We start from the raw sequence: 21,374 nt of genomic DNA, 5'->3' as shown, positions 1-21,374 counted from the left end.
TTAGTTGATTGGTTGCTTTGAGATTCATAGGGCAAGCCCTCAGACCCGATAGCTTTCGGGTGACGACTTACGATAGATACCATCAATGACTTACTCTTACCGATTGTTTTGGTTTTAGCGAGAAAGTAGGAATAATAAAAAAGGATACGCCCAACAAGTTGCTGCTTTAATCAATTTGTTTCCATATTTTCGTTTACCATTTTTCCGTTTGAGAAATGACACCAACACTTTTAAAAAATAATTTTATGAAATCAATCGCTTATTTAATTGTACTCGTTTTTGTTTTTGTGGCCTGCAATAAGGGCGAAAAATCTGAAAATTTAGACGTAGCATCAGAAGAAACCGCAGCAGTTGGTAGCAGTTGGAGCTCAAGTGCATACAACCCCGAAGAAGCCAAAACCACCATGGATATGGAAGAAACAGTAGAAGAAGTTGGCGAAGATGGTAGTGTGACATATGTAAGCAAAAACTATTTTGCCAATGCTGCCTCTGGTAATGAAAATAATGATGTTGCGACTACCGAACCAGACCCCAACCAGCAAAAACCTGTTGAACAAAAGCTTAACCAAACCAACGATAAAATAATTAAAACAGGCGAAATAGGTTTTGAACTTAACGACTACGAAAGGGAAAAGCATGGCTTTAAAGATATTTTCAGAAAATATGGTGCCGAGATTTTTCATGAAAACGAGCGGACAGAAACCAACCGCATTTCGAACGAAATAACCGTTCGGGTGCCAAATGCCAATTTCTATCCACTGATGGATGCCTTATCGGAAGGAAAAGGTTTTAAACGTATAGATTATAAACGCATCAGTGCCACTGATGTGGGCGAAGAATATTATGACCTAATAACCCGTATCAAAACCAAAAAAGAAGTAGAACAACGCTATTTGACCATTTTAAGGCAAGCCAAAACCATTAAAGAAATTTTGCAGGTAGAAGACCAAATCCGAGTTATTAGAGAAGAAATAGAATCGAAAGAAGGGCGGCTTAAATTTTTGGAAGACCGCGTGTCAAAAAGCACCATTACTGTGTATCTATATCAACCTTTGGACAGTAGCTCGCCCATTAGCACCGCTCCTACTTTTTGGGGCAATTTAGCAAATGCATTTCAAAGCGGTTGGAATATTGTCACCAACATCATTTTGTTTTTTGTGCATATTTGGCCAATTACCGTATTGCTCATTCTCACTTTGATCTCCTACAAAAGGAAATGGTTTATTTTTAAGAGGTAGTTTTTTAAGACCTGACAGGTTTTCAAAACCTGTTAGGTCTTAAAAGGAAAATTATGTTTATGAAACAATTTTATAAAAGCCTTATCATCTATTTCCCACTTTGGATTCTACAATCTGCCATTTTTTATAGCATCGACAGGCAAATTTGGAGTTCTATTCTCTTTGGAGCATTTGCTTCTCTCTCCGTATTTTTTGTTCCATTTTTTTTAAAAAGTTTTAAACAGAAAGAATCGCAAAAGGTTTGATTTTTTCTGATTGTACGAATACCATCACTTCAAGAGTTTGAAACCCTTGAAGGGGTGTTTATCAAACCCAGACCTGACAGGTTTTGAAAACCTGTCAGGTCTGGTACTTTACTTTTAGATAAACTACCTACCTTTGGGTGTTTCAGGTTCTTATTCTTGAGACACCTATTTTAAAACACATTTTTGTACATGAAACCTTTTTTACTTGGACTTTTGTTACTGTTTAGTCTTTCCAACTTAGGATGTTTTACTAGAAAACAAGGTATCCAACAAAATCACCTGCAAGAAAAAGATTATTCGTACACCCAAAATATCCCTGATTCTGTTTCTGTATTAAAAGCCGCACTTACCTATAGAATGAAATATCTCGATGATTCGGATACAGAAGAATACCCCATGGAAATTTTTATTCATAAAAACAATGAAGATACTTTATTTGGAGCTACGATTTGGGTCAACGTTATTGACAAGCAAACCCCGTTAGAATTTTATTATACTAATTATTCGGCCTATTTCTTTAATAGGTCAAATTTGACTTACAAGTATATCAATTCTGATAGTATAGGTTATTATTTTTCTAGCAGTTCTGACTTTTTGGCGATCATTGGTTTTTTCGCAATTAACAAGAAAGCATTTTACGATAAAATGATAAGTGGTAAATATTCGGTTAAACATAAGATCTTTGAAACCGACAGCTTCATTACTCAAAAGATTTCTTTGGGGCTGCCCAACAACAGACCTTTACTCAAAAATTTCGATGAATCAGTTTATGTAAATACTCAATCTGGAATTGCCTACAAATACGAAAAGCAACTGGTTTCCTTTGGAGAACTCCAATACGAAAGTTGGGAGCTTTCAAACATTGAATTGCCCAAAGAAGCCCCTGATTTTGATGCCAAGTTAAACTTATATTTGAAACTTTTTAAACCCGAAAATGAACAAGATTAAACCCTTCTTATTTTTTATTGCCTTTCTTTTTTTGTTGGGGTTGCAAAATCCAAAAAAGACCACTCCAAACGAGATTACCAACTTTTTGTCAGCGATTGATTCGGTGCTTGGCTCACATCATTCATTTTCGTATGATTTGCAGTATAAAATCAAGTATTGTTCGGATGATGATACAACCTCAGAAAATAGTCAGTATGCATTCGTTTCGGCCAAATCCGACACGCTTTTGGGAGCCACCATTTTATTAAAATATGGTGATTCGATGGCCTTGTATTACAATTTTAGCAATCTGTTTTCTGTCAATCACTCTTCTCAAAAGGTTACCCGATATCCAGAAGGAAATATTTCAAGAATAGAGCATCGTATAAACCGCGGATATGTAAACTATTTTTTAGGTAAAAAGAAATTTGCCGATTTGATTGACGATAATGTTGCAGAAATGTATTTGAGTGATACCTCAATTGATAACGTTTCTTTTTTTCTTCTAACCATTCATCAAAAAGATCAAGCACCAGTTACGGATATTGTATCCACTTTTTTGTTCGACAGTCAATTCAATCCTGTATATTTTACTTTTCGTGCCAATCTGTTTGGTGGTTTTCAATACGATTCGTGGAAATTTACTAACCTAAAATTCGACCAAATTTCATCAAATGGATTAGCAGATGAATTTCAACTTTTAACAAAAAACTACCCGCTTACCGACTACCAAAAACCATCTGAAAAAGAGAAAAAACCTTTGCTCACCGTTGGCGAAAAAGCACCTGATTTTTGGGGTTATGTTTATCCCGACAGCACACCCGTGAGGCTATCTGACAAAGTCAAAGAAGGCTATGTGTTGCTTGATTTTTGGTATATGAGCTGCTATCCATGCATTATGGCAATTCCACATTTAAGCGATGTATCTGACAAATATAAAGACAAGGGTTTAACGGTTTGGGGCGTTAACCCATATAATGGAGACCCAAACGACCAAAAGAAGTTTCCTAAATTTTTAGACAAACACCGATTAATTTATCCAATTGTTTTTGTTGATGAAAAACTCCCACAAGAGCATTATGGCGTTGATGGTTATCCGACTTTTTTTCTTGTTGGAAAAGGTGGAACTATTGAGTATGTCAATGTTGGTTATGGAGAAAAATCTATTCAAATGCTTGATTCCATCATTGATTCTAAATTGATGAAATAAAGATTATATGAAAATAAACATCCTTCACAAGTTAGAAACCCTTGAAGGGGTGTTTATCAAATCCAGACCTGACAGGTTTTGAAAACCTGTCAGGTCTTTCCCCTAAATCCATATCTTTGCCCAACATCTTTTGGGTAGTAAAATGAGCAAGACAGAACAATTTAAAGCTGAAATTGAACAGGGTTATGCCTTTAAAGGCGATAGCATTTTGTTGGGTGCCAGCATGCTTGATGGGCAAGCCATTGACGGCAATCAAGTAAAGGCTCCACTAAAAACGTTTAACCGACATGGTTTAATTGCCGGAGCCACCGGTACCGGAAAAACCAAAACCTTGCAAAACATTGCCGAGCGACTGTCTGAAAAAGGTGTTCCGGTATTGTTAATGGATATTAAGGGCGATTTAAGCGGACTTGCACAACCCGGTAGCGAAAACCCAAAGTTTGACGAACGCCATGCCAAAATTGGAAGCCCATGGCAAGCCAGAAAATACCCTGTGGAATTGATGACCATCAGCGAGCAAAATGGTGTGCGAATGCGTGCCACCATTAGCGAATTTGGCCCAGTGCTACTCTCCAAAATTTTAGAACTGAACGACACGCAAAGCGGAGTAGTTTCGTTGGTGTTTAAATATTGTGATGACCATGCTCTACCATTGCTCGATATCAAAGATTTCAGAAAAGTGCTGCAATATGTGAGCGATGAAGGCAAGGCCGAAATTGAAAAAGAATATGGCCTTGTTAGCACAGCTTCGGTGGGTGCTATCATGCGAAACCTACTGGCCATTGAAGAACAAGGTGCTGATTTATTTTTTGGCGAAAAGAGTTTTGAAATTGACGATTTGATGCGGCTCAACGACGAAGGAATGGGGTATATCAACATTCTTCGGTTGGATGATATTCAAAGCAAACCACGGCTTTTTAGCACATTTATGTTGTGCTTGCTGGCTGAAATTTATGAAAAAATGCCCGAACAAGGCGATAGCGGTCAACCGGAATTGGTTATTTTTATTGACGAAGCACACCTTATTTTTAACGAAGCCAGTAAAGCCCTGCTCGACCAAATTGAAACCATTGTAAAACTGATTCGCTCAAAAGGCATTGGATTATTCTTTTGCACGCAAAACCCAACCGATGTGCCCGATGCAGTGCTGAGTCAATTGGGTATGAAGGTGCAGCATGCTCTTCGGGCTTTTACGGCAAAAGATAGAAAAGCCATCAAACTGACTGCCGAAAACTATCCGTTGAGTGACTATTACAAAACCGACGAATTACTTACCCAATTGGGAATTGGGGAGGCCATAATTTCAGTATTAAACGAAAAAGGTATTCCCACCCCACTGGTACATACATTACTTACTGCTCCGTCGTCTCGCATGGATGTGATAACCGAAAATGAAAAGGATGAGATATTGTCCAAATCTAAATTGGTAAGAAAATACAGCGAAACCATAGACCGAGAAAGTGCTTATGAAATGCTTTCTGCCAAGCTGGAAAAGCTTGAAGAAAAAGAGGAGAACGAGCAAAAAGAGGCCGGAACTAAAACCCATAGAAGACCTGAAAAATCGACGTTTGAGAAAATTGCCAACCATTCCATTACTCGCACCGTAATGAGAGAGGTAACCCGTGGTTTGTTGGGCGTGTTGGGCATCAAATCTTCGCGTAGAAGCAAATTATTTTAGGCATGTACCCTCAAATTTTTAGTTTTAAAACCCCAGAGTTTTTAACCGGATTTCTGCCCGACCATATTACCATTCATAGTTATGGCTTTATGATTGCCTTGGGCATTATGCTCTCGTTTTGGTTTATGCTAAAACGTGTAAAGAAATTTGGAATAGACAAAGACCAGCTTTCCAGTTTTTTTATGTGGGCTATTTTGGCCGGATTTGTTGGTGGCAAATTGTTTTTCTTTTTAGAAGATATAGACAAATATATGGCCGAACCCGGCAAACTTCTTCGCTTGGCAGGTGGCGGTTTTGTTTTTTATGGTTCGGTTATTTTTGTAATTCCTACACTGATAATCTGGTTGCGAAAACACCACATACCTGTAAGACCATTTTTGGATATAGTAGCCTTTGTTGGCCCTATTGCCCAAGGTTTTGGTCGAGTTGGTTGCTTTTTGGCCGGGTGCTGTCATGGCAAGGTTTGCAACAACTGGATGGGTGTAACCTTTTCAAATCCAAAAAGTCTTGCAAATCCGTTAAACGTGCCGCTTTATCCCACTCAACTGATGGATATTGGCGTAAATCTGATAATTTTTATCACCCTTTTTTGGCTCGAAAAACGCAAGAAATTTGCCGGACAACTGATGTTGGTTTATATGATTATGTATGCCATTGGCCGCTCCATCAACGAGCTTTATCGGGGCGATGAGGAGCGTGGCTTTTTATTCAACGGCTCACTCAGCCATTCGCAGTTTATAGCCATTGTCATTTTTGTTCTCTGCTCCATCGTTTGGTTTCGATGGAAAAACCTCAACGAAAATCAATTGTGGTTTCCAACAAAATCGACCACCAATCAGGTTTAATGGAGCTGCCTTATTCTGAAATAGCCAACAAATTAGCCATTGCCGACCCGACAATGGCAAAAATTATTACCTCGGTAGATTATCATCCGCAACCCACCGCCAACATTGACATCTATCAGTTTTTGTTGGAAAGCATTGTCTCGCAACAGCTGTCTATAAAAGTTGCCGACATTATCTGGAAACGATTCACCGATTTGTTTCCCGAAGGCAACCCTACGGCTAAAGAGATAATTCTATGTGCCGACGAAGATTTGCGAGCCGTGGGTTTAAGTTGGCAAAAGCTTAAATACCTCAAAAATGTCGCCCACTTTTCGTTGCAAAACACCCTTTCATTCGATTATCTTTTGCAAAAATCGGATGATGAAATCATCCACTATTTAACCCAAATTTCGGGTGTTGGAAAATGGACTGTTCAAATGGTATTGATGTTTCCGCTTGATAGACCTGATGTTTTCCCGATAGACGACCTCGGTATTCAAACCAAAATAAAACACTGGTATAAACTTACTTCAGAAAAAAAAGCGTTAAAAACCGACATGGAAAAACTGAGCGAGGCATGGAAACCATACCGCAGCTTGGCTTGCAAATACCTCTGGAAATCAAATCTTTAAGTTTTAGTTCATTTGGGAGATTGAGAATACGTTTTTGGAGGTTTCGTCTGATTTGATCTGAATTTTCGTTATAATTTTACCGAACCAAATTAAAAAAAAACGTTTACGGCAAATAAGCCAAACTACCAGTGAAAAAAGCAGCTCCGAACGCTGCAATTAATTTCTTATTAATAACTTCGCCAACATCTTACAAGTTATGGATGTTTCATTCTTTGATGTTGAGCGGGTAATAGCCGAAAAAAATCCGAAATTGCTAAAACGATTGCCGGGTTTTGTGCTTTCTTATCTAAAAAAAATACTACATCAAGACGAAATTAATGCCATTGTTCGCGAAAATGCCTCGCTCAAAAATGAGGCATTTTGCCGAGAAATTATCCAGCGTTTTAACCTTAAACTACTTGTTTCTGGACTCGAAAATGTACCTCCCACTGGCGGATTGATTATGGTGGGAAACCATCCGTTGGGTGGCATGGATGCCCTGACAATGGTAGATGCCCTAAGCCATCATCGAACCGATATTAAATTTATTGTAAACGACATACTACTTAATTTAAAAAACCTCGAAGACCTTTTTGTCGGGGTTAACAAACACGGTGGAAATGCGGCATCTTCCCTGCAACAAGTGGATGATGTTTTTTCGGGAGACAAGATGGTCTTTATTTTTCCAGCAGGATTAGTTAGTCGGAAAATACATGGGAAAGTGGAGGATTTGCATTGGAAAAAAACCTTTATCACCCGAGCTAAAAAGTATGAAAAATCAGTAATTCCGGTTTTTATTGATGGCAAATTGAGCAACTTTTTTTATGGTTTGGCACGTTTCAGGCAATTTCTCGGTATTAAAGCCAATATCGAAATGCTCTTTTTGATAAATGAACTGTTCAAACAAAAAAATCAAACCATTCGTATTACCTTTGGGAAACCCCTGCCCCACACTACGTTTGACGGCTCAAAAACAGACCAAAATTGGGCAGATTGGGTTAAAAAAGAAGTTTATAAATTGCAGGCATAAAATCAATGAGTTTAAATTTAGATTATATCGCGGCTCCGGTGCCTGTTGAGGTTCTTAAATCAGAACTTTCAAAAGAACGTTTTGTGCGTATTACCAACAAAGGAGACAACGAGATTTATGTAATAAACCATCACAACAGCCCCAATGTGATGCAAGAAATTGGCCGATTGCGGGAGGTAACTTTTGCCTCTGCCGGTGGTGGCACGGGCAATGCGGTGGATATTGATGAAAATGACACTTCTGAGCATTGCTACCAACAGCTTGTTTTGTGGGCACCCGAGGCCGAAGAAATTATTGGAGGATATCGGTTTATTGATTGCTCAACCGTACTCAAAACCAATCCGTTAGAGCTTTCTACCGCTCATTATTTTCATTTTTCTGATGAATTTGTAAAAGATTATTTACCCTACACCATTGAACTTGGAAGAAGTTGGGTTCAGCCCAATTTTCAACCGGGCAATGGTTCAAGAAAGGGCATTTTTGCTCTCGATAATTTGTGGGATGGTTTGGGGGCTATCACCATCGACTATCCGCATATCAGGCATTTTTTTGGAAAAGTCACCATGTATTCAAATTTTGACAGGCAAGGAAGAGATGCTATTTTGGCCTTTATGAATCACTTTTTTGCCGACCATAAACACATGGTTGTTCCAAAAAGACCTTTAGAAATTCAGACCCAAATTTCGGCTTTTGTGGATGAAATAAAATCGTTAGACTTTAAAGAAGCCCATCGGGTATTGACCAAATTTGTTCGGGATAGAAATGAAAACATCCCGCCACTTATAAACAATTATATGCAGCTTTCGCCCACAATGAAGTGTTTTGGGACGGCCTTAAACCCTGATTTTGGCGATGTGGAAGAAACCGGAATTTTGGTTACTATCAACGATATTTATCCCGAAAAAAAGAAACGGCACGTTGACACATATTTAAAATCTTGAAAAATGAAGGCACAAAAAAACCCGACTTTCGCCGGGTTTTATTTATCAAATTAAATTTTTCTTATCTCACAATTTGAAGCTTTTCGGTAGAACGAATATCACCACTTACAACTTCAACAACGTACATTCCTGCATTTAAAGAAGATACGTCAACACTGTTTGTAGAGTCAAGCTCTTTTTCCAATACTACTCTACCTTGTAGGTCAACAATCTTAATTTTACTTGAAGAGTTAGAGACAAACAAACTTGACACTTTCACTAAACTTGATGCAGGGTTTGGGTAAACCGAAAGACCATTTTGGGCAACTTCTTCAACACCTACTCCCCAGCCATGTTTGTCATACCAAATAATATTTGCTGTTGCCAAATTGTTTGCATTAGTGGTGGTCTCCAAGCTGATGGGGTTTATAGTACCTCTGTTGATTAGCAGACTCGAAACTTGCAACTTAATATTTGCAGATGCATTAATTCCAACCGACAAGTTATAATTGGCATTTAAGTGCATGGTATCTCCAACACCCATATTTTTTGTCAACAATTTAACATAAAGTGTGCCGTTGGGGATTGCCACAAGAACTTGATCATTTATGTTTCTAATAACAGTTTGATATCCAACCGTATCTCCAACATAAGCAGAATCACCGGAAACCAACTTTAAAACAGCTTGAACATTTATTGCTGTCGTATTTGAGGCTGTACTTGCCAATTGGGTTGGAGATATAATTTCATCCACCGACCAATCAATCGTTCTTTGTGCAAACGCTGCGTTTGCCAGAACAAACATTAAGAATCCAATAAAGTAAAACTTTCTCATTTTTTTAGAATTTAAAGGGGCAAGTTGCGTATTCTTTTGTCAAAAACCAAACCGTTTTAACCAAATATTTGCTCAATGTCCTCCAAAGTGACCTGTTTTATGTATGACTCTTCGGTTTTTATAAGCGAATTGCTTAGCTCCTTTTTGCGGTTTTGAAGCCCTATTATCTTCTCTTCCACCGAGTTGTTGGTAACAAATTTATAACTGAAAACATTTTGTGTTTGGCCAATGCGGTGTGTTCTATCAATGGCCTGATTTTCTGCCGCCGGATTCCACCAGGGGTCTAACAAAAACACATAATCGGCAGCGGTTAAATTCAACCCAAAACCGCCGGCTTTTAATGAAATTAAAAACACCCGTTTTTCATTATTCTGAAACCTCTCCACTTCCTTTTTTCGTTGCATTTGGGGGGTTGAGCCATCCAAATACGAGTAATCAATTTCGTTTTGTTTCAACAGATTTTCTACCAAAGACAAATGACCCACAAATTGAGAAAAAATGAGCAGGTTATGATTTTCTTCTAAAGCAGTGAAAAGCATTTGCTCGATTTGTTCAAACTTGCCAGAATCTCCTTCATAATCGGGGTTGTCCAACAACGGGTGGTTGGCTATTTGGCGAAGTTTAGTCAAACCGGCCAACAGCTGTATTCTTGATTTTGCCAAACCATTTTTTTGCACCGAATCCAAAATCATATTTCGATAGGTTGATTTTGTTTTTTCGTAGATGTCTTGTTGCAATTCGGTCATGTCGCAATACACAATTTGTTCGGTTTTGGGTGGCAAATCGGTGGCCACCTGCATTTTGGTTCGCCGCATCACAAATGGTTTTATGATTTGTTGCAGTTGCTCTGATTTTACTATATCAAATTGTTTTTCAATAGGTTGTACAAACTGTTTTTCAAAAAATTTGTAATTGCCCAACAATCCGGCATTCACAAAATTCATTTGACTCCACAAATCTGTAATCGTGTTTTCTATTGGTGTTCCGGTAAGGGTTATTTTTAACTGTGCCTGAAGCAAGTTTATCTTTTTTGCCAATTGCGAGGTTGGATTTTTTATAAATTGGCTTTCATCTAAAATGACAATTTCAAAATGAAAGTTTTTTAAAAAATCCATGTCGTTTCGGGCAGTGCCATAGGTGGTAATAACCAAATCGTATTTTGAAAAAAAAGAAGTATGCTTTTGCCTTTCCAGCCCAACGTGACGCAATATTTTTAAATCAGGGGTAAACTTTTTTGCCTCAACCACCCAATTGTATATCAGTGAGGTTGGCACCACCAATAAACTTGTTTTTCGTTTTTCGTTGCTCGAAAAAAGCTCCGTTTGGCCCTGATGCTCCTGATTTTCCGCACCACCCGATTCTTCTTTTATTTTTTGAAGAAATGCCAGCGATTGCACCGTTTTTCCCAATCCCATGTCGTCGGCCAAACAGCCCCCCAGCCTTGTTCGATACAAAAAATAAAGCCAGTTGAAACCTGCTTTTTGGTAGGGTCGAAGTTGACCTTCAAAACCCAATGGCAATTCAACATCTTGCACTCCAATAAACTGATTTTTGGTTTCTGCCAAATCATTCCCTCGAAGCAATGGTTCAACAATACCAATGTGCTGCTTTTTCAGCTTTAGCTCATCTTCTGATTGAGAAAAAAGAGCCAAACCTTGAATCTGATCAATCCATTTTTGAGGTATTACGGCCACCTCTCCATTAGGCAACATATACACGTTTGTTCCCTTTTTTATGGCCGCCCTCAGTGCTTTTATCGATACTTCTATTCCCCCCAAAATAATTTTGGCATGCACATCAAACCAATCGTCGTGCATGCTGGCCACCAAGTGCATAGATGACTCTTCCAAGCTGTATTCTTGGCTAAAATTCTGTTTGATTCGAAACCCTGCTTTCAGCAAATTTTCTTTGTTCTGAACTGCCCATTCCACTACAGAATGCTCGCTGGTGGCATTTTCGAAACTAAATTCAGAACCCGCCACCTGATGCAAACCATACATTTCGAGGGTTTGTTTTTTAATTTCCTCCCACTGGCTGCTCCTTTTAATTCGTTTAAATATATAAGAATCACCTGTTTTATGCAGGCTGACGGACACTTTTTTTAGTGAGTGATACGGAAATTCGTGAATGCCATAGTTAAAGGCCAAAACAACCCCAAAACTGCCATCCAAAAGTCGCGTAAGTTTAATTACCGGCGATGCTTCGTGCCGCTCTGTTACAATTTCTAACCCAACAGCATATACATCGTTTTTTTCGAGCAGTGGAACCACAAATTTTTTAAAATACTGCTCTTCTGAAGCCCGTGGAATTTCAATGAATTTTCGACTGATGAACGGTTTTATCTTGGCTCCGTCAAAATCATTTTCGAAGTGTAGCAGCATGTTACCCGCCATTAAAAAACATGGAGAGGTGGACAAAATCAACGAATTGTTTTGACTAAAATGAAGTCGATGATTGTTGTATTTAACCGTAGCAAAATAGTGCGTATTGGTTTCATTTCTTCTTAAATGAAACAGTACAGATGCCGATTCTGTTGCCCACTCTATGGGTTGATAAACAATATTGTTGAAATAGGTAAAGTATAGTTTTTTGTTTCGAATCAACTCCAATGCTTCGGCCAATTTTTTTTCTATGTGTGGCCTAATTCTCTTTTGAAAAAGTTGGTCATCAAACTGTTTTTCAAAAAAATCGCGAGGTTTAATTTTGGCTATTTTGCTGAATTTTTTGGTTATAAACTCTGGCGAACATTCATCCAAAAGCTTTATGGCCTTGTAATCATTTTCATCCAGCTTTTTGTCGAAATAGTCTGCATTTATAGAGTGTACTTTTTGGTTAACCATAGATAGGTTTCCGGCACTTGTAAGCTCCACAATATAGGGTTCTACCACCGGCCCCAATTGTGGGTGAACCGAAATGGAATAAACAATATCAAACGAAGCCTGGGCCGAAATTCTCATGCTAAATGCAATAAAGCTAAGAGGGCGAAATTAAGAAGATTGTTTGGTTTGTTGTCAAATATCAAACGTTGTATCGGAGAAATTCGGAAACAATTTGCAATGGCATTGCAATGTTGTTTTCATATAAGCTTCCTGTACCCAAACCCTGGGGCATTTTGGTGTCGTATTGGCTCACCCATTGTGCAATGGCGTTTAGCCCAACATTACTTTCTAAAGCCGATGTAGCCCACCAGTCTATTTCGTGCTTTTTAGCAAGTTTTACCCAATGGTCTGCTGCATCAAAACCACCAATCAAGTTGGGTTTTAAAATAAGGTATTTGGGCTTTGTTTGGTTGATTAGTTTTTCTCCATAAATATTGATATTCAATCCAATAAGTTCTTCATCAAGGGCAATATCAATGGCCGATTCGTGGCAAATTTTAGCCAAACTGTCCCACTCAGGCTCTGAGCTTTTTTTAATGGGTTGCTCCAAACTGTGTATGTCAAATTTGGCTAACTCTTTCAATTGAATGAGTGCCTCATCCACCAGAAAAGCTCCGTTTGCATCAAGCCGTATTTCTACTTTTGATGTAGAAAACTGCTTCCTAATTTTTTCTAACAATCTACACTCTGCATCAAAATCGTGTGTGCCAACTTTAAATTTGATGCACGAAAACCCGGATTCAATTTTTTGCAAAGCCTCATCATACATGGCTTCTAACTCATTCATCCAAACCAATCCATTTATTTTGATTGGTTTTCCGGCAAAAAACGAGCAGTCAAAAATCTTATTGGCTTGTTGTTGTTTTAGATTTAGTAATGCAGTTTCAAGTCCAAATTTTATAGATGGAAATCTCTCCAAATCCAGTTCTTGTAGTTGCCCCCCCTCGCAAATTTGTTGGCAAAAATGATGCAGCATTTCTTCATAATTTTCTACATCATCTATGCTAAGTTTGGCCAATGGTGCGGCTTCGCCTATTCCCTTTAAACCATTTTCTTCAAACTTTACAAGATAAATTTCCCGCTCCAAAAAAGTATTTCGGCTGGTTTTGGCAGGTTTTTTAAAGGTTAAAATATGCTTTGATATGGAGTAGATCATGGTTTAAAAAAGCAATAAAAAGCAACACACCGCCACCCAAACCAAGTTTAGTAATACATTGATTTTTAGTAGTTTATTATATGTTGGTCGCATTGTCCCGTTGTTTGATAATGATTTTAAACGAAGCCATAACACAAAATAAGGGATAACTAATAGCAAAAACAAAAAGGAAACCCGACCCGATGTTTTGTCAAAAAAGAGATACATCAACCCAAAAGAGAGTACATATAAAATGAGCTGATAAACTTCTGCATTTCTTTTTTTGAGCAATACGGCAAGAGTAATTTTTCCGTTGGCTTTGTCGCCCTCAATATCTCTGATATTGTTGATGTTTAAGATGCCGGTAGCCATCAACCCTACAGCCGATGCAGGTAAAATGCTTACATAAAAATTTCGACCTAAATCATTGGTATGAAGCACATAAACACCCAAAACTGCCACTAAACCGAAGAAAAGATACACGGCCAAATCTCCCAAAGCCCGATAGCCATAAGCACTTTTTCCGGCGGTATATTTTATGGCAGCAGCAATAGCCATAAAGCCAATAAATAGCCAAATTATGAAGCTTAGATTAATATTTTTAAAAGCCGAAAAAAGCAGCCAAACGCCCACCACGGTTGACAAAACAGCCGTAACAATTAAGGCATTTTTCATCTGCTTTTCAGATAAACCACCCGATGCCAATGCCCTGTCAGTGCGGGTTTTGTCGTCTGTCCCTTTTTTAAAATCGCCGTAGTCGTTTGCAAAATTTGAAAGAATTTGCAGCAAAATGGCGGTTAGAGTTGCCAACCACGTAATCTTCCAACTATGCTGATAAAAAAAGGATGCCAAGGCAGATCCCATGGCTATAGAACCAATGGCCAACGGCAATGTGCGTAACCGAGCTGCTTTGACAAAAGCTTTGAGCATTAGCTAATTACACCCAGTTCTTTGCCAATTTTTACAAATGCATTTATGGCTCTATCCAAATGATGGCGGTCGTGTCCGGCACTCACTTGCACCCTTATTCTGGCCTGACCCTTTGGAACTACCGGAAAGTAAAATCCAATGACATAAATACCTTCTTCCAACAATTTTTCGGCAAATACCTGCGATAATTTTGCATCGTATAGCATGATAGGAACAATGGGGTGAACACCCGGTTTTATATCAAACCCCGCTTCGGTCATTTTTTCACGGAAGTAGGAAGTATTTTCGTGCAGTTTATCACGCAAATCGGTTGTTTCGCTAAGCATATTCAACACTGCAATGCTTGCTCCAACAATGCTCGGAGCCACCGTGTTGCTAAACAAATAAGGTCTTGACCGTTGTCGCAACATGTCAATTATTTCTTTTCTACCCGAAGTAAAACCCCCAGAGGCACCGCCCAAGGCCTTGCCCAATGTTCCGGTTATGATGTCAATTTTACCCATCACACCGCAGTGTTCATGTGTACCTCGCCCCGTTTTGCCCATAAAGCCGCTGGCATGACATTCGTCAATCATAATTAGGGCTTTGTACTTTTCTGCAAGTTCTACAATTTTATCTAATTGAGCCACTGTGCCGTCCATACTAAAAGCACCGTCCGTTACAATGATTCTATTTTCTGCATTTTGACTTTCTTGAAGGCATCTTTCCAAATCGGCCATGTCATTGTGGTTGTATCTATACCTTGCAGCCTTGCAAAGTCGCACACCATCAATAATGGAGGCATGGTTTAGAGCATCACTAATTATTGCATCGTTTTCGCCAAAAATGGGTTCAAATACACCACCATTTGCATCAAAAGCGGCCGCATACAAAATGGTATCTTCCGTACCCAAAAATTCAGAAATTTTTAGCTCCAATTCTTTATGTATATCCTGTGTTCCGCAGATAAATCGAACCGAAGACATTCCGTAGCCATGCGTGTCAATAGCCTTTTTAGCTGCTTCCACCACTTTCGGGTGGCTTGATAAACCTAAATAATTATTTGCACAGAAATTTATCACCTCTTTGCCATCCGCCAATTTAATATCGGCTGCTTGCGGGGTGGCAATGATGCGTTCATTTTTATAAAGTCCGGCTTCTTTTATGTTTTCAAGCTCTTTTGTCAGAGCGGGTTTTAGGGTATCGAACATAAGATGTATTTTGGAGCAAAATTATATTTTTTTGAATTGGATGATTTGACAAATTGTAATACAAAATAATTTGCTCAAGAAGTTCTACCATTTTACTCGAATGCAACAATAATCTTATCCGAAAATTGCCATTTAGTTCGGCGTTTTACCATCAACCAAAAATTGCCACACCACCCTCATCCGAAAAAATAACAATTTCGTCTATCCAACCAACCTTTTTGCCCTTTGTTGGTTTGCATAGTATTGGCCTAAAATAATGTTACATTTGCCGCTCTTTTGGCGGTAGTGGTCAAGAGTAAAGAATAAAATTGCATGGCAGAACAAAGCAATCAAAAACCCAAAATTGTGGTAAAAAAAGACGAGAATAACCCTTCCGGAAATCAGGGAGGTGGTTTAAAAACTCCAAGATTCAATTTCAATTGGATATTTATTGCCTTAGCTCTCATTTTCTTGGGCATGTTGTTTATGCGTCCGGGCAGAGGCTCAGAAACCACCATCAATGAGCTGTCTGATATGCTCAAAAACCAAGACGTAAAGAAAATTGAAATCGTAAATCGTCAAGAAGTGCTGGTATATCTTACTGATTCTGCCAAAAAACTTGACAAATACAAAGAGAAAGAACGAGCCAGAGGCGTAAACTCTTTTTCGGAAGATGCACCCGACTTTTTTATTGACGATATTGGCGACTACAAAACTTTTACCGAGCAGATGGAAAATGCTCAGAAAGATATTGCTGATGCCCCCCACATTATTGCCACCCCAAAAACTCGCGAAGATTTTAATCAATATTTCAATTGGATTATCTTTTTCGGTTTGCTGTTCGGATTTTGGTATTTGATGATGCGAAGAATGGGAGGAGCTGGTGGTGCTGGTGGTGCTGGTCAAATATTTAACATTGGAAAATCGAAGGCTCAACTTTTTGACAAAAACACGAAGGTAAATGTAACATTTGCCGATGTTGCCGGCATGGAAGAAGCCAAAGTGGAGGTTATGGAAATTGTTGATTTCCTTAAAAACCCCAAAAAATATACCGACTTGGGTGGAAAAATTCCAAAAGGGGCATTGCTTGTTGGCCCTCCCGGAACAGGTAAAACTCTATTGGCTAAAGCCGTGGCAGGTGAGGCCAATGTGCCGTTTTTCTCACTGTCAGGTTCTGATTTTGTGGAGATGTTTGTGGGTGTGGGGGCTTCGAGGGTAAGAGATTTGTTCCGTCAAGCCAAAGAAAAAGCACCTTGCATTATTTTTATTGACGAGATTGATGCTATTGGTCGAGCCAGAGGTAAAAACACGTTTCAAGGTGCCAACGATGAGCGTGAAAATACATTAAATCAACTCTTAACCGAAATGGATGGTTTTGGAACCGACAGCGGTGTGATTATTTTGGCTGCCACAAACCGTGTGGATGTATTGGACTCTGCTTTGTTGCGTGCCGGACGCTTCGACAGACAAATTTTTGCAGACATGCCAGATTTGAACGAACGTAAAGCCATTTTTGAGGTGCATCTAAAACCAATAAAAGTAGAACCCAATTTAGATAGAGATTTTTTGGCAAAGCAAACACCAGGATTTAGCGGTGCCGATATTGCCAATATGTGCAACGAAGCCGCTTTGATTGCCGCACGAAAAAATAAATCGGTGGTAGAAAAGCAAGACTTTTTAGATGCTGTTGACCGAATTATTGGTGGATTAGAAAAGAAAAATAAAATCATAACTCCCGAAGAAAAACGAACCATTGCAGTGCACGAAGCGGGTCATGCCACCGTGAGCTGGTTCTGCGAACACGCCAATCCGTTGGTAAAAGTTACCATCGTGCCACGTGGTAGAAGCTTGGGTGCGGCTTGGTATTTGCCCGAAGAACGGCAGATAACCACCACCGAACAAATATTGGATGAGATGTGTGCAACACTTGGAGGTCGTGCTGCCGAACAGGTTACTTTTGGCAAAATATCCACCGGAGCATTGAGTGATTTGGAAAAAGTTACCCGTCAGGCTATGGCCATGGTGTCTATTTATGGTTTGAATGATGAAATCGGAAATATTTCTTACTACAATCTAAGCGAAGGTTTTACAAAGCCATTTAGCGAAAAAACTGCCGCCATGATTGATGAAGAAATGAAAAAACTAACCGACCAACAATATAAACGTGCTATTGATATTCTTTCAAAAAAGAAAGAGCAGCTAAATCAATTGGCAGATAAACTATTGGAAAAAGAAGTTATTTTTAAGGAAGATTTGGAGGCCATTTTTGGCCCGCGTCCCTTTGAAAAGGATGCCGAACAACCTGCTCCAAATAAGGTTGAAATGATTTCTTCGGAAATAACTTCGGAAGCAAAAACAGACGAGGAAGAATAATTAAAAATTCAAACTTGTCTGAGCATTAAAACGATGAAAAGCGGTTTCATTCAAGGGCAATTCTTGTTTGTTCAGGTTGTATTTTTTGCATGCCAATTTGAATTGTTGATGAATTAATTCAGCGAAATTGCCTTCTCCCTTCATTCGGGTTTTAAACCGTTGGTCTTGCACGCTCCCCCCATGACAATCGGCTATTTGGGTCAACACTTTGTTTTTTCTATCTAGGAAATGGCGGCCTAACCAATCGGTAAAAAGCTCTTCAACACACCCGTTTAGACGCACAATGGTATAACTCAGCGAGGTTGCACCTGCTTTGGAAACAGCCTTTGCCATATCCATAATTTCGTGGCTGGTTATTGCCGGAATAATTGGTGCCATTATCACAGCCACAGGTATTTTGGCAGCCGAAAGTTGCTCAATGGTTTGCAGCTTGCTTTTTACCGAAGCCGTTCTTGGTTCTAAAATTCTTCTAACTTTTTCTTGCAAGGAGGTTATGCTTAACACCACCTGCACTTGGTTTCTGCTGGCCATTTCGCCCAAAATATCAATATCTCGAGCCACCAAACTGTTTTTGGTTATTATGCCCACAGGGTTTTTGTACTGATTGCAAACTTCCAAAAGCTGGCGAGTTATTTGCAATTTCCGCTCAATGGGCTGATAGCAATCGGTATTGCCGCTAAACATGATGGCCTCGCCTTTCCAGTTTTTACTATCAAATTTTTTTCGGAGCAATTCGGCAGCATTTTTCTTTACCAAAATCGTTTGTTCAAAATCCACACCTCCGCTATAGCCCCAATATTCATGCGTTGGACGGGCATAGCAATAAGTGCAGCCATGCTCACACCCTTGATATGGGTTTAAGCTCCACTTCAAAGGCACATCCGGACTGATAACCGGATTGACAATGGTTTTAGGGAAAATCTCGATAAACTTACTTTGGCCAATGCCCACATCCTCCAAACGTTCGCCCTCATCAGCCGAATACTGATGCTGTGCAAACCGATTGTTTGAATTAATGGAACTGCCTCTACCTGTTATCATTTACTCCAAATGTACTTTGCAAAACTCAACCAATCAAAAAACGTGGAGAAATGGGGTTGGGAGTGTTGGGTTTTCAACAGATATTTCCTCTACTCCACCCAAAAAAATCTGCTTTCTGTTTGCCCCTGCTCATCGGTAACGGTGAGCAGGTGTTTGCCTTTTGGGGGTTGCACCTCCATTTGATGCACGGTTTTGGTGGTTTGAATAAATTGATGGTCTATATACCAAAATAATTCTGCGTTTTCCTGTCTATGTACTGCCTCCAAAACAATTTTTCCGAGTTCTCCACTCAGCAAAACCGGAATGGTAATGGTGCTGTTTTTGGTGGGATAAATTATCTCCAAATTGTCCGGAGTTTGGTCGCACCCCTTCTTAAAGCTTGGCAAAGGAATGTAATCCGGATGGTTGGCTTTATAATATTTCTCGGCAGGTGGAGGCAACACAAACCAAGATTTTTGAACAATGTTGTGAGGCTTTTCGCAGTTGTTGTAAACCCGTTCGTTCGTAATTTTTGACACCGAAATAAGTTTGTGAAAACTGCAGGAACGTGCCTTTAAACACGTCTTCGGAATCAGTTGTTCTTGAACATTACTGCAATGCTGCCCAGCCCTTTGCCCACTCTCTTTGCACAATTTTACGTAGCTCATGCTTGCCATAGGCTGCACAAACCATTTAGATTTGGGCAACAATTGAAAAACATCAAACAAAACAGGAGCGGCAGTGCTGCTGCCTGTCATACCCGGCACACCCTCTCCGGTGGCGTTGCCTACCCAGACCGCCACCACATAATCCGTGGTAAGGCCAATAGCCCAAGCATCTCTGGCACCGAAACTTGTTCCGGTTTTCCATGCAATTTTTTGCTTATCGTCAAATCGAGTCCAATACATTTCCACTTTGGGTCGATTTACGGAGGCCATTGCCGACAGAACTTCATAGGCAACTGCTCTGTCAAATTTTGTTTCATTGCCAATGCCTTGTGTTGCACGAGATAATTCGGAATAAGCACGACTCAGTTCCATTAAATTGGCCTCGGCTCCACCCAAAATGAGCGACAATCCGTAATCATCTGCCGGCCTAAAAAGAGTTGTTAAACCAATTTCGTTGAGGTTTTCTTTAAATCGGGTAACACCATATTCGCTAAGCAACCGAACGGCAGGAATATTGAGCGACCGAGCCAATGCTTGTGAGGCTGGCACCATTCCATCATACGATTCTTCATAGTTTTGGGGAGAATAGCCATTTATTCGGGTAGGATAATCGGCCAGCAACATTTTGGGCGTAATTTGACCATTTTGCATGGCTTTGGCATATAAAAACGGTTTTAAAATGCTTCCTGTGCTCCGTGGAGAAGATGCTATATCTACTGCATTCTGGTGTCGAGCATCGCACGGTGTATTGCCAACATAGGCCAACGTTTGTTGAGTCTTTACATCCAACACTACCACCGCCATATTGGCAATATTTTTTTGAATATTAACCTCATAATGCCTCTTAACCACTTCATTAACAGATTGTTGAAGCAACGCGTCAATGTTTGTTATGGTTCTTTGTCCTGCTTTACCGTTTAAAGAAAGTTTGGCCATATAATGCGGTGTTGTCTGCGGCAATGGCTTTGGTTTTTCGGGCAAGGGTTCAACCAGAGCGGTTTCATACTCCCATTTATTTAAAAGACCTTTTTCAAACATTTTTTTTAAAAGCCTGTCTCTTTTCGATTTTAGAGCCGTTCTGTTTTTGCCCGGATGCATTAGTGAAGGTGCATTGGGCAACACAGCTAATGTGGCAGCTTCTGCCCACGAAAGTTGAAAAGAATTGTGGCCAAAATATCGCCAACTGGCCGCTTCCAGGCCAACTACATTGCCCCCAAAAGGTGCATGAGATGCATGAAGATTTAAAATTTCTTGTTTTGTAAATTTGGTTTCCAACCTCAAAGCCATGAGCATTTCAAGCAATTTATCTCCAATAAATCTTCCTTTTCGCTCCCTGCTCAACCGAATAACTTGCATGCTGATGGTGCTACCCCCACTCACGACTCTTTTTGCCTGTATATTTTGAAGCATGGCTCTTGAAATTGCTCTGATACTGATGCCCCAATGGTTGTAAAAATGTTTATCCTCAAATTCGATGAGTGCTGTTTTAAATTTGTCTGAAATGCTGTCATTCAGCGGAAACCGCCACTGGCCATCAGGGGCAATATGAGCCGCCAAAACGCTTCCCTTTGAATCTTCCAAAACTGTAGAATATTGGTTTTCAAACAGGTTGGAAGGCAAACAAAACCAAAAGTATATAAAGACAAACCAGAACATTCTCTTTATCCACTTCATTATTCTCG

16 protein-coding genes are annotated in these 21,374 nt (G+C 39.6%); 9 read left to right on the top strand and 7 right to left on the bottom strand.

The genetic code is table 11. The features are described from left to right. Positions 1 to 245 precede the first annotated feature (245 nt). The 8 genes from H6607_00180 to H6607_00145 all read left to right on the top strand — a co-directional run bounded on the left by H6607_00180 (position 246) and on the right by H6607_00145 (position 8,704). The gene (locus H6607_00180; GenBank protein MCB9260782.1) at positions 246 to 1,238 is read left to right on the top strand and encodes a DUF4349 domain-containing protein; all 993 of its coding nucleotides are present in this window, start codon (positions 246 to 248) and stop codon (positions 1,236 to 1,238) included. Between the two features lie 434 nt (positions 1,239 to 1,672). Further along, complete coding sequence (locus H6607_00175; protein MCB9260781.1) at positions 1,673 to 2,431, top strand: hypothetical protein; 759 nt, start codon at positions 1,673 to 1,675, stop codon at positions 2,429 to 2,431. Continuing rightward, entirely contained in the window at positions 2,418 to 3,620 is a 1,203-nt protein-coding gene (locus H6607_00170; protein ID MCB9260780.1) for a TlpA family protein disulfide reductase, read from the top strand. The genes H6607_00175 and H6607_00170 overlap by 14 nt, the downstream gene beginning before the upstream one ends. A gap of 142 nt (positions 3,621 to 3,762) precedes the next feature. Further along, positions 3,763 to 5,298: a DUF853 family protein gene (locus H6607_00165; protein MCB9260779.1), complete on the top strand. Its 1,536-nt coding sequence runs from the start codon at positions 3,763 to 3,765 to the stop codon at positions 5,296 to 5,298. Positions 5,299 to 5,300: 2 nt separating this feature from the next. Further along, positions 5,301 to 6,143 (top strand): prolipoprotein diacylglyceryl transferase, encoded by an 843-nt coding sequence (lgt, locus tag H6607_00160; GenBank protein ID MCB9260778.1) that lies wholly within the window; start codon positions 5,301 to 5,303, stop codon positions 6,141 to 6,143. Continuing rightward, positions 6,080 to 6,754, top strand: a complete 675-nt coding sequence (locus H6607_00155) for a DNA-3-methyladenine glycosylase 2 family protein (protein MCB9260777.1) — start codon at positions 6,080 to 6,082, stop codon at positions 6,752 to 6,754. Before lgt ends, H6607_00155 begins: the two co-directional genes overlap by 64 nt. A gap of 196 nt (positions 6,755 to 6,950) precedes the next feature. Beyond that, positions 6,951 to 7,763: a 1-acyl-sn-glycerol-3-phosphate acyltransferase gene (locus tag H6607_00150; GenBank protein ID MCB9260776.1), complete on the top strand. Its 813-nt coding sequence runs from the start codon at positions 6,951 to 6,953 to the stop codon at positions 7,761 to 7,763. Positions 7,764 to 7,768: 5 nt separating this feature from the next. Continuing rightward, a complete protein-coding gene (locus H6607_00145) occupies positions 7,769 to 8,704 on the top strand; it encodes a GNAT family N-acetyltransferase (GenBank protein MCB9260775.1) in 936 nt (311 codons plus the stop codon). Between the two features lie 61 nt (positions 8,705 to 8,765). On the opposite strand, the gene H6607_00140 is transcribed toward H6607_00145, so the two are convergent. From H6607_00140 to kbl, 5 genes are all read right to left on the bottom strand, one after another. Further along, the gene (locus H6607_00140) at positions 8,766 to 9,488 is read right to left on the bottom strand and encodes a T9SS type A sorting domain-containing protein (protein ID MCB9260774.1); all 723 of its coding nucleotides are present in this window, start codon (positions 9,486 to 9,488) and stop codon (positions 8,766 to 8,768) included. Positions 9,489 to 9,574: 86 nt separating this feature from the next. After that, entirely contained in the window at positions 9,575 to 12,475 is a 2,901-nt protein-coding gene (locus tag H6607_00135; protein ID MCB9260773.1) for a DEAD/DEAH box helicase, read from the bottom strand. A 61-nt stretch (positions 12,476 to 12,536) separates the two neighbouring features. Continuing rightward, complete coding sequence (locus tag H6607_00130; GenBank protein MCB9260772.1) at positions 12,537 to 13,553, bottom strand: o-succinylbenzoate synthase; 1,017 nt, start codon at positions 13,551 to 13,553, stop codon at positions 12,537 to 12,539. Positions 13,554 to 13,556: 3 nt separating this feature from the next. Next, positions 13,557 to 14,462: a 1,4-dihydroxy-2-naphthoate octaprenyltransferase gene (menA, locus tag H6607_00125; GenBank protein MCB9260771.1), complete on the bottom strand. Its 906-nt coding sequence runs from the start codon at positions 14,460 to 14,462 to the stop codon at positions 13,557 to 13,559. Next, positions 14,462 to 15,652 carry a glycine C-acetyltransferase gene (gene kbl / locus H6607_00120; protein MCB9260770.1) on the bottom strand — a complete coding sequence of 397 codons (1,191 nt, stop codon included), beginning with the start codon at positions 15,650 to 15,652 and terminating at the stop codon, positions 14,462 to 14,464. Before kbl ends, menA begins: the two co-directional genes overlap by 1 nt. A 312-nt stretch (positions 15,653 to 15,964) precedes the next feature. On the opposite strand from kbl, the gene hflB reads away from it, so the two are divergent. After that, positions 15,965 to 18,004 carry an ATP-dependent zinc metalloprotease FtsH gene (hflB, locus tag H6607_00115; protein MCB9260769.1) on the top strand — a complete coding sequence of 680 codons (2,040 nt, stop codon included), beginning with the start codon at positions 15,965 to 15,967 and terminating at the stop codon, positions 18,002 to 18,004. Here hflB and H6607_00110 read toward each other — a convergent pair whose 3' ends face one another. Both H6607_00110 and pbpC read right to left on the bottom strand, forming a co-directional pair. Then, positions 18,005 to 19,045, bottom strand: coding sequence for a PA0069 family radical SAM protein (locus tag H6607_00110; GenBank protein MCB9260768.1), 1,041 nt, complete (start codon positions 19,043 to 19,045; stop codon positions 18,005 to 18,007). It lies immediately after the preceding gene. A gap of 89 nt (positions 19,046 to 19,134) precedes the next feature. After that, positions 19,135 to 21,366 (bottom strand): penicillin-binding protein 1C, encoded by a 2,232-nt coding sequence (gene pbpC / locus H6607_00105; GenBank protein ID MCB9260767.1) that lies wholly within the window; start codon positions 21,364 to 21,366, stop codon positions 19,135 to 19,137. Positions 21,367 to 21,374 lie beyond the last annotated feature (8 nt).

The sequence above is a fragment of the Flavobacteriales bacterium genome, assembly GCA_020635395.1.
Lineage (GTDB): Bacteria > Bacteroidota > Bacteroidia > NS11-12g > UBA9320 > UBA987.
This window is presented reverse-complemented; position numbering and strand designations above follow the sequence as displayed.